6 protein-coding genes are annotated in these 16,437 nt (G+C 45.1%); 2 read left to right on the forward strand and 4 right to left on the reverse strand.

Translation table 11 applies throughout. From position 1 onward, the window contains the following. Nucleotides 1-8 precede the first annotated feature (8 nt). Both Xmir_RS18105 and Xmir_RS18110 read left to right on the forward strand, forming a co-directional pair. Nucleotides 9-10,049, forward strand: coding sequence for an amino acid adenylation domain-containing protein (locus Xmir_RS18105; protein ID WP_099115525.1), 10,041 nt, complete (start codon nucleotides 9-11; stop codon nucleotides 10,047-10,049). An 86-nt stretch (nucleotides 10,050-10,135) separates the two neighbouring features. Then, entirely contained in the window at nucleotides 10,136-11,572 is a 1,437-nt protein-coding gene (locus Xmir_RS18110; protein ID WP_145956924.1) for an MATE family efflux transporter, read from the forward strand. A 311-nt stretch (nucleotides 11,573-11,883) separates the two neighbouring features. Here Xmir_RS18110 and pdxY read toward each other — a convergent pair whose 3' ends face one another. The 4 genes from pdxY to anmK form a co-directional block, all read right to left on the reverse strand. After that, on the reverse strand, nucleotides 11,884-12,762 hold the full coding sequence (gene pdxY, locus Xmir_RS18115; RefSeq protein ID WP_099115527.1) for a pyridoxal kinase PdxY: 879 nt from the start codon (nucleotides 12,760-12,762) through the stop codon (nucleotides 11,884-11,886). A 102-nt stretch (nucleotides 12,763-12,864) separates the two neighbouring features. Further along, nucleotides 12,865-14,136 carry a tyrosine--tRNA ligase gene (tyrS, locus tag Xmir_RS18120; protein WP_099115528.1) on the reverse strand — a complete coding sequence of 424 codons (1,272 nt, stop codon included), beginning with the start codon at nucleotides 14,134-14,136 and terminating at the stop codon, nucleotides 12,865-12,867. 214 nt (nucleotides 14,137-14,350) lie between these two features. Next, a complete protein-coding gene (gene pdxH, locus Xmir_RS18125; protein ID WP_099115529.1) occupies nucleotides 14,351-15,004 on the reverse strand; it encodes a pyridoxamine 5'-phosphate oxidase in 654 nt (217 codons plus the stop codon). A 118-nt stretch (nucleotides 15,005-15,122) separates the two neighbouring features. After that, nucleotides 15,123-16,232, reverse strand: coding sequence for an anhydro-N-acetylmuramic acid kinase (gene anmK / locus Xmir_RS18130; protein ID WP_099115530.1), 1,110 nt, complete (start codon nucleotides 16,230-16,232; stop codon nucleotides 15,123-15,125). Nucleotides 16,233-16,437 lie beyond the last annotated feature (205 nt).

Here is a 16,437-nt window from a genome sequence, read left to right on the forward strand (position 1 = left end):
AAGATAAAATGATGGAACACATCTCATGCTCAAAACGACAATTAGTCGTTGAATTATTTGAAAGAAGCGCTGAGTGCCACGCCAATAAACCCGCTTTAATTAGCGCTCATGATACGCTGACCTTTAATCAATTAAATCAGCACGCAAACCAGCTCGCTTCTTTCCTGAGCAAAAAAGGTATTACCAAGGGAGATCCCGTTCTGTTCTGCTACGAACGCGGAGCGAATGCCATTATTTCATTAATTGCATTACTAAAAATGGGTGCTTTCTATGTACCAGTAAATCCGGATTTTCCAAGCGATCGCATCGCAATGGTTGCTGAAGATGCGCAAACACACTTTGCGCTCACAGATACTGCAACATCACAGGCCCTTGATGGATTGGATATTGATGTCATCAACACCAGCACTCTTACACAGCTAGACCATTTTCCAACAGAAAATCCCGGCACAATATTGTCAGAAACAGACATTGCTTGGATCATTTATACCTCAGGCTCCACAGGCCGCCCCAAAGGCGTCATGGGCACGCATCTTGGGATGATCAACCGGCTAGAATGGATGTGGCAGGCTCAACCCTTCCAGCCTGACGAAGTGTGTTTTCAAAACACCGCATTCACAACGGTAGACTCTTTCTGGGAAATTTTTGGCCCCCTTTGTCAAGGTGTGCCACTCCAGCTCTTGCCTGACAACGTCGTAAAAGATGCCAATTTGTTGGTACCCGCACTGGCACGTTACTCTATTTACCGAATTTGCCTCGTGCCTTCCTATCTCAGCACCATGCTGACTATCTTCCCTGATCTCGGACAGCGTGTGCCAACCACTAAACTTTGGGTTGTGAGTGGGGAGTCATTAATTATCGATATCTGCAAACGGTTCTACGACAGCATGCCTGATGGCTGGCTATCTAACCAATATGGCCTGACCGAAAGCTGTGCAGATGTGACCTATTTTGATACACGTTCACTGCCATTCACGCAATATGAAAGCGCCGGAGAGTTTTCTGTACCCATCGGTCGCCCAATAAACAATGTCCATTTATTTGTTCTTGATGAAAAAATGGTGCAAACGCCGATTGGAATCGAAGGCGAGCTCTATATTGGCGGAGACAGTGTATCAGCGGGTTATCTCCGCCAACATGAACTCACCCAGCAGCGGTTTATACCGATAGTCCCTGACTCGGATATTTCCCGACAACTGGGTTTTCACGGAATTTTACTGCGCACAGGCGATCGCGCAGCCTGGCGCCAGGATGGTGAACTGGCCTACCTTGGTCGTGGGGATGATCAAGTGAAGATGAACGGCTACCGCATCGAACTGGGTGAAATAGAATCCGTGTTACAACGTCACCCCGATGTTCAGGACTCCGCTGCCACTGTTCAGCGAAACAGTCAAGGCCACCAGCGCCTGACCGCATTTGTCACCATTAAGCCGGATGCCATCGCGCGTTCACATACAATTCTGGCTGAAATACGCCAGTTGGTGGTTGCCAGACTGCCAGCCTATATGGTGCCTGGTCTTATATCATTTCTGGATGCCATACCGAAAACCAACTCCGGCAAGTTAGACCGTAAGGCTCTTGAACATCTGGTCGTTGATGTTCTTGCATTATCCCCCGATAAATATGTTGCCCCATCGGGTAAAACAGAAATTTGGCTCAGTCATCACTGGTCAAAACTACTGGATATCACCACTATCAGTGCCGATACCAATTTCTTTACTCTGGGCGGCCACTCTTTGCTGGCAACACAATTACTGTCAGCCATCAACAAACAGTTTGGCATGGAGCTTAGTTTGCGGCGCTTCTTTCAGGCACCCACAATCCGTGCTTTAGCGACACAGATAGATAGCGCTTCAAAAACAGAACACCGCTCAGAAATAGTGATTCCGCGTCAGGCGATATCTGAAAAATACCCGCTGTCTTTCCCTCAGCAACGACTTTGGTTCCTGTCACAACTGATGCCCGATTCAGCGGTTTATCATATCCCCATCGCCTTTGAATTGAACGGCACTTTAGATATCAAACGGTTGCAACAGGCCTTCGTACATGCCGCAAAATATCATCCATTGCTGCGTGCACGATTTATGCAAGAACATAATCAAGTAGTGCAAGTCTTAGCTAATGCGATGACGGAGCTAAAAGTCCAGCATTGTGAAGAGCTGGCAAACCTTGATAGAGCCAGTCTGCAAACCGAGTTGGCCCAATTGCTCAGTATTGAAGCTACACATACCATGGATTTGGAAAATGAAGGCGGATTGAGAGCAACCTTATTCCAGATCCATGAGCAGAAGCATTATTTGGCACTGACTTTTCACCATCTTATTACGGATGGCTGGTCACTCAGCTTGTATCTTCGCCAACTGGGAGAAGCCTACAACGTGCAGTGTGAGGAAAAGACTTCACTTTCTACACCGCAAGATATCAGTTATTTTGATTTTGCCGTTTGGCAGCAGACGCAAATCATGTCATCGGATATCAACAAACAGCTTGATTATTGGAAAGCGCATCTGCAAGACAGTGATGCCCTTCTGCCTCTTCCAACAGATATGCCCCGTCCTAAATCCACCACTTATCGTGGCGCATTGCACCAGAGCAGAATCAGTAAAGAGACGCTGGAATCTATCAAACAGTTAGGTCTGAAACAGGGTGCAAGCCCTTTCATGTCCTTAATTGCTGTTTTTTCCTGCTTGCTCGCCCGTTACAGCGGTCGGGAAGATATTATTGTGGGCACTCCGGCAGCCAACCGTCATTATCCGGGTGTAGAAAATGTATTTGGCCTTTTCGTCAATACCGTTGTTATCCGCAGTGGGTGCCGTGGAGAGTTAACTTTCCCTGCCCTTCTGGAACAAGTACGGGATACCACGCTCACCGCGTTTGAAAATCAGGATGTGCCATTTGAAAAAGTGGTAGAAATACTGCAACAAGAACGTGATCTCAGCTTTAACCCTATATTTCAGGTGATGTTCGATTATCAGCATCGGGATGAACTCCGGTTACAAATGCAAGGCATTCATAGCCAGCCATTGCTGGTGGATTCAAACAGTTCTCGTTTTGATTTATCGATGACAGTATTGGAAGACGATGATGGTGCCCAGATCAAACTGGAATACTCAACCGATCTGTTCCAGTCAGCGACTATCAAGCGATTCTGTGCAAACTTCAATACCCTATTAGATGCCATCGTACAGCAACCAAATGCTGCGCTGTACACCCATTCAATCACGAATACTGAAGAAAACAGAACGTTATCACAATGGAATGAAACAAGTGCCGATTTCGATCCAGCGCGCAATGTCAGCGAAATATTCAGCCAGCAGGCAAGTATTCGTGGTGATGCCATCGCCGTAGTTTGTAAAGATCAGCAACTGAGTTACACAGAACTCGACAACCGTTCTAACCAATTAGCGCATTATCTTCGCACCAAAGGGGCAGAGCCTGACAAATTGGTGGCGGTGTCGCTTGAACGATCTGTAGATATGGTCATCGCGCTGATGGCAGTGATGAAATCCGGTGCAGCTTATGTCCCGATTGATCCTGCATACCCCGCAGACAGAACCGAATACATGCTGACCCAGTCCAATGCCATTGTTTTAATCACCTCAGCTTCATTGAAAGATCAGCAAAACTGGCCGCAAGATAAAACGCTATTAATCGATACCAATTGGCCTGTTATTGCTGAATCAAGCAATTCTGCATTACCTGTACTTAGCAGGCCAGAAGATCTCGCTTACGTTATTTTCACATCTGGCTCAACAGGCGCGCCAAAAGGTGTTCAGGTCATCCACCGCGGACTCAGTAATCTGCTTCTCGATATGCAGCAACGGTTGAGAATAACAGCAGAGGATACCCTTTTGTCAGTCACGACGATCTCATTCGATATCGCCGGGCTAGAGCTATATCTGCCATTAATTTCTGGGGGTCAGTTACTGATTGCAGATAAAGAGGAAGCCGCTGACGGTGAACGGTTGGCAGAGCTTATCACAACAAGCCATTGCTCGATGATGCAAGCAACGCCTGTGACCTGGCGGCTCCTGTTAGAAGCACACTGGCAATGCCCGGCTGGATTCAAGATCCTTTGTGGCGGAGAAGCTCTCAGTGAAGAGCTTGCTCATTCACTCGTCGGCACAGGAGCTGAGTTATGGAATGTATACGGACCAACAGAGACGACCATTTGGTCTACCGCGGAGCGACTGTATCCTGATTTTGATAAAATCACCATTGGCCGCCCTATTGCCAATACCACTATCTATATCTTCGATAACCAGATGCAGCCAGTACCGATTGGGGTGATCGGCAATCTTTATATTGGTGGTGCAGGCTTAGCGCGTGGCTATCATCAACGCCCGGATTTAACGACGGAACGTTTTATTGAACATCCCTCGTTAGGTCGCCTCTATTTCACCGGCGATGTTGCACGGTTTTTAGCTGATGGCCGCATTGAATATCTCGGCCGTTCAGACAACCAGATAAAATTGCGGGGCTTCCGCATTGAGTTAGGTGAAATTGAACAGTGTCTGGAACAAGCTCCGGCGGTAAAACAAGCAGTGGTTGTTCCTGTCAAAGGCCAATCTGGCGATACCAGTCTGGTTGCCCACATTATTCCAAAACATGAACACACATCCACAGCAATGGATTTCAGCCTGTTCTACTTCTCTGCGGGTTTCGAGACGTCGGCAAAAGAGAGCTATCAGCTTTATCTGGAAAGTGCAAAGCGGGCGGATGCCCTCAACTTTAAAGCAATATGGACACCAGAACGCCATTTCCATGCCGTAGGCGGTCAGTTCCCTAACCCTTCCGTTTTGGGCGCGGCTATTGCTATGATCACGAATAAGATCCAGATCCGTGCAGGCAGTGTCGTTCTGCCACTTCATAATCCGATACGGGTTGTTGAAGAGTGGGCTGTTGTCGATAATTTGTCTAACGGTCGGGTCGGATTGGCTTTTGCTTCTGGCTGGAACCCTAAAGACTTCGCACTATTGCCTGAGAATTTTGCTGACAGACGCGAAATCATGACCGAACACATTGAAACGGTCAAAGCGCTGTGGCGTGGCGAAGCAATTACTGTCAAAGATGGCATTGGTAATACTGGCGAAGTCAGCGTATATCCAAGACCACAACAGGCAGATCTGGAAACATGGATTACCGCAGCAGGCGATCCCTCTACTTTTGTAGAAGCGGGAAAAACAGGAGCCCATTTACTGACTCACCTTCTGGGCCAATCCGTAGAAGTTCTACAGGAAAAAATAGCGCTTTATCGACAAACTCTACGGGAATATGGGCACAATCCAGCCGAAAAAACCATTACCTTAATGCTTCACGCCTTTGTCTGGAAGGATGAATCAGACGCTGTGGAAATCTGCCGCAAGCCTTTCTCTGATTATTTGCGTGCTCATTTATCCCTCGAAAAAATGGCAAAATCCTTTGGTAAGGAGGAAATGTTCGAAACAGAAGAAGAAGCGGAATCCATCATCGAGCTTGCGTTTGAAAGATATTCCAAAACGTCTTCACTCATCGGCAGCGTTGAATCTTGCTTGAATATGGTACGCCAATTAAAAGAGATCGGTGTCGATGAAATCGCCTGTCTGGTTGATTTTGGTATCCAATCATCACTGGTATTGGAGGGACTTGATTATCTGGGGCAATTACAGGAGAAAGCCAAAACCCTGTACTCAGTAGATCGCAACCTGCTGAAAGAACACATGCGCAGCCAGCTTCCTGATTATATGGTTCCGGCACACATTATTGTTGACCAAAGTTTCCCGATGACGTCCAACGGTAAAGTGGATCGCAAACGCCTTATTAAGGACACGCAAAAACAAGGGCTCATCCATATTGAAGAAGAAGAACGCCCTGCTCAAACGGATACTGAACATCGTTTAATATCACTATGGAGTGAAGTACTTGGTTTAGAAGTACGTAGTATCGGCGCAAACTTCTTTACTCTGGGAGGGCATTCATTACTCGCCGCACAGTTGATCGCAAAAATCCGCAGTTCGATGCAGATCAATTTGCCTCTGCGTGCAATTTTCGATGCCCCAACGATTACTCAGTTGGCCCAAAAAATTGATGGATTGCTGGACAATAGCGTAAATCAGGCTTCCCCAACTCACACTGAGAGGACATCAGATTTACTCTCCTGCGCGATTTCACGTGTTGCACCTTTATCATTTGCTCAAGAGCGATTATGGTTCATTTCCCGACTGCAACCAAATTCGCCGCTATACAATGTTCCTATCGCCTTTGTCTTAGAAGGTCTGTTAGACAAGCCTGCATTCGTTCGGGCATTTCATGAATTGTTGGTATCTCATGAAGTTTTCCGTTCAACGATTAATCAGGAGAATGAGCAACCTGCGCTGCATATCAGCGCCAACGCCCCTGATATCTTGCAATTTGTTGATGGTAAAGCGTTCGCCAATGATCAGCACTGGTTGCATAATCTCAATATGTCGTTGCAAAGCGAAGCAATCCAACCTTTCGATATTGAGCATGGGCCACTTATTCGGGCCAGCTTGATAGAGATAAGCGCCACTCGCAATGTCTTTTTCATGAATGTTCATCATCTGATCTGGGATGGCTGGTCACGTACCCTCTTCCTGCATGAACTTGGACAACGATACAGCGCTATCATCGACAACAGATCGATCCCCATCGATAAGCAAGGACTGTGTTATAGCGAATTCGCTACTTGGCAACGTCAGTATCTCGCTAATCCAGATCTTCAACATCAGGCAGATTATTGGCGCACTAAGCTATCCGGTGCCCCGGATTATTTAGCCTTGCCAACCGACTATACACGTCCGGCACAACTGGGTTATCACGGAAAAGTACTCAACTCCCGGATACCTTACGAAACCTATATGCAATTACGTAAATTAGGCGAACAGAGCGGTGCCACTTTATTTATGATGCTGCTTACCGCCTATAAGGCCCTGTTGTTCCGTCTGACCACCCAAGAAGATCTTGTTGTCGGCGTTCCCATCGCTAACCGGCATTATCAAGGAGTTGAAAAAACCATTGGCCTGTTTGTTAACACCGTCGCTATCCGCAGCCAGTGTGCTCCTGAGATGCCATTCAGCCAATTCTTGGAAGTCGTCAAGGACAATACACTGGATGCTTATGAACATCAGGATATTCCGTTTGAACGAGTCGTGGAAATCTGTCAGGCTAAGCGCGGGCTTAACCAGCATCCGGTGTTTCAAACTATGTTTGATATGCAAAACGAAAATGAATGGCAACTGGATTTGCCTGATGTAAAAACCACGTTCTTCGAAGTCGACACGCAAATCGCCCGCTTTGATCTATTACTTGCCGTTAAAGAAGATAGCCACGGACTTGAGCTTGCTTTTGAGTATTCGACAGAACTGTTCCGTGAAGAGTCTATCCGTCACTTTGCTGACAGTTTCACTAACTTACTTCAGGCAATCTCGAACACGCCAAAACTGGCGCTGGCAAGCATACCGCTGCAAACAGGTTCGTTGTCCATGCCTATGACATCAATATCTAAGGCCGAAGGTAATGTTGTGTCGATCTTCAGGCAACAAGTCAACGCTAATCCTGATGCCATTGCACTCATCGCAGGAGAACGCTCAATCAGTTATGCTGAATTAGATGCAAAATCATCAGAACTTGCAGACTTCCTGCAACTCAAAGGCGTTTCGTATGAAACACCGGTCGGTATGTTGTTACGCCCTTCGCCAGAAGCCATTGTCACGATTCTGGCAATACTTAAAGCGGGGGGAATGTACGTCCCTGTTGATAATGACTATCCAATAGAAAGAATTAATCTCATCCTGAACGATGCGAAAGTGCGATGTCTGATTACTGACAATGACACAAAGGACAAATGTAAAGCGTTTGAGGGTGAAATCATCTATCTAAACTCAATTAACGAGTTGCCTTACGCTGAAGGTGCCATTTCTGAAGCTATCTCTGAGCAGATAGAGATAAAGCAGGACAATCTGGCCTATGCTATTTATACCTCCGGTTCCACAGGCCTGCCCAAAGGCGTTTGTGTTGAACACCAAAGTATTATAAGGCTGGTGAAAGAAAACGGTTTTCTGGATATATCGCCAGAAGATCGGATTGCTCTCGCATCCAGTCTGGCATTCGACGCTGCCACATTTGAGATTTGGGGAGCACTACTCAACGGTGCTACGTTGGTCATTTTGGATAAAACAACCGTGCTGGACCCTCACAAATTGTTCTCCGCCATTCGTGAAGCGTCTCTCAGCGTGATGTGGTTAACATCCAGCCTATTCAATCAACAAATCTCCGCTGTCCCGGATATGTTCCGGCCATTGCGTGCTCTCATTATTGGTGGTGAAGCCTTGAGCGTTCCGCATATCCGAGAATTGTTAAATAGCGGAAAAGGGCCAGAAAAACTCATTAACGGTTATGGACCAACCGAAAATACCACTTTCTCAACAACATATGATATTACCAACCATAAGAATGACTTCGTACGAGGAATTCCTATCGGGCGCCCAATCAATAACACTTGTGCCTTTATTCTGGATAAGCAATTAAACCCATGCCCTGTCGGTGTTGTCGGTGAATTGTATTTCGGGGGACAAGGTCTGGCTCGTGGTTATCTCAACCGACCAGAGTTAACCCGCGAGCGCTTTATTGAACTTCGCACAACAGATAACCTCTCTTTGCGATTGTACAAAAGTGGTGACTATGCCCGATATCTCTCCAGCGGTGATATTGAATATCTCGGCCGAGCAGATGATCAAGTGAAACTTCGTGGTTTTAGGATCGAATTAGGGGAAATTGAAGCCGCCATGCTGACATATCCCGGCATTCACGCCGCAGTTGTTGTCATGCTCCAAGAGGAAAAGGGTGATAAAGAGCTGGCCGCTTACTTTTGTACCAATGTAACGCCAACACCTGAATGGATCAGACAGCTCCGACAAGCACTTTCAACACGTATTCCAGAATTTATGATCCCGGCATCTTTTACGCCTGTTGATGAGATCCCGCTCAACGCGTCTGGCAAACTTGAGCGCCGTCGTTTACCTGCGGTTTCTCGTCTGCAACTCAAAGACAATGCTTACCAAGCACCTCGTACGCATATTGAGCGAGCGTTAACCGAGTCTTTCCAGGAGGTTTTGGGACTGGAGCAAGTAAGTATTACCGATAATTTCTTCCAGATTGGAGGCCACTCATTACTCGCCTTGCGACTTATTGTCGCTATCGAAAATAAGTTGGGTAAGCCTGTACAAATCATAGATATTTTCCAGCACCCAACACCAAAAGAGCTGGCAAAAATCTTTGATGAAGTGACGCTGGGTCCAGACAAAGAAATCTTGTTAACCATTTCAGAAACGGATTCCGATGAAGCTATTTTCCTTGTGCATCCTGTTTTTGGTTTGGCGTTTCCATATCTTGCCCTGAGTAAACGTATGTCGGGCAAACGTATCTTTGGATTAAATAACCCTACCTTTGGTCAAAAACAGGGGCGTTTTATCAGTATAGAACAACAAGCTGAGCACTATGTTGCAGCAATTCGCAAAGTACAACCCAACGGGCCTTACCATTTAGGAGGATGGTCTTATGGTGGCGTAATTGCTTATGAAATGGCTCAACAGTTGCGTACCATGGGTCAAGAGGTTGAAATGCTTGTCCTGATAGATAGTTTCTTTGCATCAAATCGCCATTGGCAACAACCTGATGAGATCGCGTTGAACGACTTTATGTCTAAGGAGGGCGTTGATCCTGAGAGTACATTTGGTAAAGCGTTCTCGGTTGAGTTACAGCACAATCCAGAATTGCTGATGAACTATCAGCCGCGTCCTTACGTGGGTCGGGTCGTACTGATACAAGCGTCACAGAAACGAGAGCACAACAATCCGCTTATTTTTGACAATCTTGTTAATCATTGGGAAGCGTTAGTTGAGGGTGAATTTAGCACCTATCGCATTAACGCTACCCATGATGATATTTTTAAGGAAGATAATATCGAGGAAACAGCGGATATCCTCAAACAGGTATTTGCCCAACAAGGTGCTTTATCTGAAACCAATATACTCATCAGTGAAACAGAGTAATCAGTAACAAGGTAATAGCTAAAAACAACTGCCCCACAGCCATTCTTCTGTGGGGCATATTTATAAATTTGAGCAAGGATGTAAATTTGAATAGATACCTTCGAATAAAAAATATGATTCAGCCCCCTGATTGGCTGGACGATATACGTTCCATTCTGATACTTGCGATTCCGTTAATTATTTCTCAATGTGCGCAAAGCGGAATTTTATTCATCGATACATTACTGATGGGGAAACTCGGCCCACAGGCATTGGCAGCAGGTGCATTGGCTATTTCGGCATTTTACTTATGCTATATATTGTCATTCGGCGTCATCTCCGCTGCCGGCAACCTGGTTGCCATCTATCATGGCGCAGGCCGACGCCGTGATATTGTTTCTGCCATTCGTTGTGGATTACTTCTTGCACTGCTTTTATCTTTTGGAATGGGAATACTCTTGTGGAATATTACCCCACTGATGTTGATGCTTGGACAACCACCAGATACAGTGGAAATGGCTCAGGAATTTTTGTACATACTCGTTTGGGGGATGCCATTTGGCCTTTTATTTCTCGCATTGAGAGGATTCACCGCCGGCATTGGTAAACCGGGCCCTATTCCCTTCATTATGTTCAGTGCACTTATCCTCTCCGGTAGTTTAGGGTGGATTTTATCCAAAATGATGGGGATATGTGGTATCGCCATTGCTTCTGCCATTACATATGGTTATATGGGAATTATATTCGTTGTGGTTCTATGCCTGCATCCCGACTACAAACGCTATCCAATCTTTACCCGATTAACCCGCAAAGACTTAGCTACCATGCCCGAACTCCTTAAAATTGGGATACCTACCGCGGGAACTCTTGGTCTGGAAAATAGCTTGTTTAATGGCTGTGCCTGGCTAATGGGCGCTTTAGGTGCTATCACGCTGGCTGCTCATCAAAGCCTCATGCAATTGGTCATCACAGGTTTCACTGTGCCACTGGGTCTGATGTATGCAGTTTCCATGCGTGCAGGGCAAGCTTCAGGTGCTGGAAACTGGCATAAAGTACGTAACTTATCCTGGATTGGAAATGCCTTAATCCTATTATGGTCATCATTGGCTATCTCAATCTTATTGCTGATCCCAAATGAATTATTGTCCCTTTTTCTACCTTCAGATGTAAATCAGGCAACTGAGGCCAAAAATATAGCGTTAATGTTAGTGCCGTTTGCTGCCCTGCTATGCTTGCTGGATGGTTGGCAAACAATGGTATGTGGACTTCTCCGTGCTCTCAAGGATGCACAAGTTACGGTTATTATTTCTGGAGTAAGTTATTGGGGAATTGGATTACCCATCGCATGGTGGCTATCGCAATATTCTCTCGGCCCTGCGGGTGTATGGTGGGGCATGTGTACCGGATTGTTTATCGCTTGTCTTGTAATGCAAATCCGGTTGCGAATGCTGTTACGGCATCAGAAGACAACGTTCTCTGCAACAGCAAAATGCCCTGCTTCAAGAGCAACTGCATCCCTGCCTACAGCAGGACATGATTGCTAACTCCAAGCCCATGCGGAACTTCTTAAGGTTGTTCGAACAAGTGATTCCCAGTGATGCCAGCATCGGTACATTTAAACAGTTATACGGATAAGATTAAACAGCGTCTATATGTTTATGATGCTTGAAAAGCAGAAATGCCATAAGCTTCCGGTAACTTACTACCGGAAGCTGAATATAATTTATACCCTTAATCTTTCAAGTTGCCGCTTTGCTGGCTGTGCTCACCCCATACATAATTTCTATGCTCGGAGATTCGTTCTTTTGCCGTTGTGCGACATACTGAAATTCACTGGGTATATCATCTTTAACGATCAGTCAATTTGTGATGCGTTGAATTGATGTGTTGGTTTAACTATCTTATCTTGAGCAGCAACGAGCTGTAATTCAAACTCCTCACTTTTTTGCGTTTCCAACATCACTTCATAAACTGCCGCTGCAATATGTTCTAATGCAGCTTGTAGTGCTACGTTTGTCAAAGATGGGCTTTTCAATAGATTGACGAGGAATAAGCCACTGGTTAAGTCACCAACACCAACTGGTTGACGCACTCCTGTATCAATCAATGGGCGACTAACATGCCAACTATGTTCTTTAGTCACTAAGAGCATTTCAAAACAATCTGTTCGGTAACCTGCACGGCTTAAGTGCTTAACTAACACTATCTTAGGGCCTTTTTCACATAATTCACGCGCTGCGGATATGGCTTGTTCTACATTTTCAATTTTCCGCATAGCCAGTGTTTCAAGTTCCAGTAAATTAGGCGCAATAATATCACTGACGGGTAATACCTTCTCACAAAAAAATTCAGCAACACCGGATGCAACAATACATCCCTTTTCTGGGTGTCCCATGACAGGATCGCAGAAATACCATGCTTCAGGATTAGCTTTCTTAACCTGCTTCACAATATCGAGAATATGATTCCCCTGCTCCGCAGAGCCGATATAACCACTCAGAACAGCATTGCAGGATGCCAATTTATCAATTTCGCTAATCCCCCGCACAATTTCTGTCAGATGTTCTGGCGGCATTACACACCCACGCCATTGAGGATATTGGGTATGGTTAGAAAACTGCACCGTATTTAATGGCCATACGTTCACTCCCATACGCCTCATAGGAAAAACAGCCGCGCTGTTTCCCGCATGACCAAAGACTACATGAGACTGAATTGAAAGAATATTTTTCATTATAAGGCCTAATTTATATTTTAAGATCCGTGAGTAGCTGATAAAGATGCCAGATACTTAAAGGGCAACATCACTGTTGCCCTTTAATAACATCTTTATGAATTATTTCCAGTCGATAAGGCAATAATGTTTTTTACCACGACGTAACAAAGTATAACGCCCGAACAAACGATCACTGTCCGTAAATACATACATAGGCTCAGATTGTTTTTCGCCATTGATGGAAACTGCATTGGAACTGATCATAGTACGCGCTTGCCCACGGGAAGGAACAAACTCAGCAGAAACCAGGACTTGTTGCAAATCAGCCCCATTTTCAAGTTCAATCGCTGGCATACCGTCTTGAGCCAGTTGAGCAAAGTCATCTTCAGTCAAATCAGCCACAGCACCGGAGAATAAACTCTCAGTAATACGCTTAGCCGCAGCAAGACCTACTTCTCCATGCACTAATTTGGTGACTTGCTCCGCCAATATATACTGAGCACGTGGTGCCTTACCGCTATTTTTATCTTCTTCTTCCAGTGCATTAATTTCTTCAATGCTCATGAAAGTAAAGAATTTCAGGAAACGGTAAACATCTGCATCTGCTGTGTTAATCCAGAACTGGTAGAATTTGTACGGACTGGTTCTCTTCGGATCCAACCAAACTGCCCCACCTTCAGTCTTACCGAATTTAGTGCCATCTGATTTAGTGATCAGTGGCACTGTCATACCAAACACTTGTTTCTGGTGTAAACGACGAGTCAAATCAATACCTGAAGTAATGTTGCCCCACTGATCCGAACCACCAATCTGCAATTCAACACCATATTTTCCATTCAGGTTAGCAAAGTCATAGGACTGTAACAGGTTATAAGAAAATTCTGTGTAGGAAATACCAACATCATCGCGATTTAAACGTTGCTTCACCGCTTCTTTGTTGATCATCTGATTAACGGAAAAATGCTTACCAATATCACGCAGGAAAGCCAGCACATCCATTTTACCAAACCAATCATAGTTATTGGCTAACTCTGCACCATTTTCACCATCAAAACTAAGGAATGGCGAAACCTGCTTGCGAATTTTTTCAACCCATTCTTTGACTGTTTCTTCTGTGTTTAATTTGCGTTCAGTTGCTTTAAAGCTAGGATCGCCAATCAAACCTGTCGCACCACCGACCAACGCAATAGGCTTATGCCCAGCAAGTTGGAATCGTTTTAAACACAGCAAGGGAACCAGATGACCCAAATGCAAGCTGTCAGCGGTAGGATCGAAGCCACAATAGAGAGAAACCGGACCTTGCGCCAGTCTCTCAGCTAACGCCTCTTCATCCGTTACCTGGGCAACAAGGCCCCGCTCTTGCAGTTGTTTTATCAGGTTATTGCTAGACATTAATGACTCCATCGGTTTGTATACTTTACCTATATATCTATATAAGTATCTCGTTATAAATCACGTGCTATAGCATAAAACGCCAGTAATATAAGTGCCAGTATTAAAAACGGTAATTACCCCCTTTACCTTTCAAATCACTGCATTATTGACTGCAATTCGAAGGTCATTGAGGTTCATTCGGTACAGGGCATTTTGTAATAAGGCAAGGTTGTTAAGGCGCTAAGCGATCAATATGCCATTCATCACCTTCACGCTGATACAAAAACCGATCGTGAAGACGATGGGCGCCTCCCTGCCAGAATTCCACAGAATCAAATTCAACTCTGAATCCTCCCCAAAAACTGGGCAAAGGAACTTCTCCATTAAGAAACTTTTGCTTCAGCTCCAAGAACTTACCTTCCAAAATACCTCTGGCAGAAATTCGTGAAGATTGTTGGGAAGCCCAAGCGGCAATTTGGCTATCTTTTGGACGGCTATGGAAATATTTTACGACTTCAGCAGGTGACAGCTTTTCCGCCTTACCAAGAAAACTGACCTGCCTTTCCAATTGATACCATGGGAAATGGAGGCTAATTCGATTATTCTGGGACAGATGTTTCGCCTTCCGACTACCAAGGTTGGTATAAAAAACTAAGCTGTGAGCGTCAAAATGTTTTAATAGAACAATACGCTGGTAAGGTTGACCATGTTCATCTACCGTAGCAATACACATTGCCGTCGGATCGCTTAGTTTAGCTTCACAGGCCTGCTTTAGCCAATGTTCAAAAAGTTCAATGGGTTCTTTAGTAAGATCTTTGCGCCTTAATCCACCGCGTATATATTCGCGGCGCAATTCCGCAATGGCTGTTTCATTATGTTCAGACATTTCTAGCTCTCGATTTTTTAATGAGTATTAGCATATCATTGCTATCTACTGGCTAACTTATAAAGCTAACGATATAGAACTAACTATATAGCCACGCCAAATAGCTACCAACTGATTTTTAGCTCACTACAGGGTAAATTGCCCCTAAAATCGTTTCCCTGTCTGCTCCCGTTACTGATGGCAAATTACCAGACAACCCGGACATGGTTCGGAATGCCAACCAAGCAAATGCCAGTGCTTCCATGTCATCACCACTTAATCCATATTTGTCTGTCGTAGCCACTTCAGAATCTGGCAATAAAGCTGATAACCGACCCATCACAAGCGGATTTCGGGCCCCACCACCACAAACCAGAAGACGATCACATCCGCCACTCAATTCAACTTGCTGGGCAATACTTACAGCCGTTAATTCAGCCAGTGTTGCTTGAACATCCACAGGTGAAACATCAGGGAAATCAGCTAACTGCTTTTCCAGCCATGCCATATTAAAGTATTCGCGCCCTGTGCTCTTTGGTGCAATACGTGCAAAATAAGGGTCAGAAAGCATTTTCTGGAGTAAAGATTCATTGACAATGCCTTCACTGGCCCACAACGCATCTTTGTCATATGGTATTTGCTTATGCAGCCATGTCCAGGCATCCATCAACATATTCCCAGGCCCGGTATCATATCCCTTAACCGCAGAATTAGGCAGAAGCGCGGAAATATTCGCAATGCCACCAATATTCAAAATGACACGCCTCTCTGTCGGGTGACCTAATACCGCCATATGGAATGCCGGAACCAAAGGCGCTCCCTGACCACCATAAGCCATATCACGTCGTCTGAAATCACCTACAGTTGTAATATTGGTCAGTGCTGCCACACGATTATTGTCGCCAATTTGCATAGTAAACGGTTTCTCTCCATCTGGCTCATGCCATACCGTCTGCCCATGACACCCGATTGCAGTAATATCGCTCGCGGTTAGAGCTGCCTTATCCAACAACCCTTGCACAGCCTCGGCAAAAAGAGTACCAAGTTCATAATCAAATCTTCCCACCATTGATAATGTCGTTTGCTGCCCTTGGCAGATGGAAAGCAATTTTTGTTTCAGTTCTTGCGGGAAAGGATGGTTATAACTGACTTGCTGAGTAACGGCTTTATCACTAATCTCCGCTAGAATAACATCAACTCCATCCATGCTGGTGCCAGACATAACACCAATATAACGCCCTGACTTCATAAATATTCCCCCTCTTAAAGAATGGATTACATTTAATCTTGAGTAAACTATAAAGCACATCGATTCGGACTATATATGTTTAATGATTATTATCAGAGATAAAATCTGAGTTTTGGAAAGCTCTTCACAAAACATGCTAAACTTTTGGTCAGGAATTATTCCTTTCGGAGTTGATTGTGAACACTTATTATATATGTAGATATGA

Source organism: Xenorhabdus miraniensis (genome assembly GCF_002632615.1).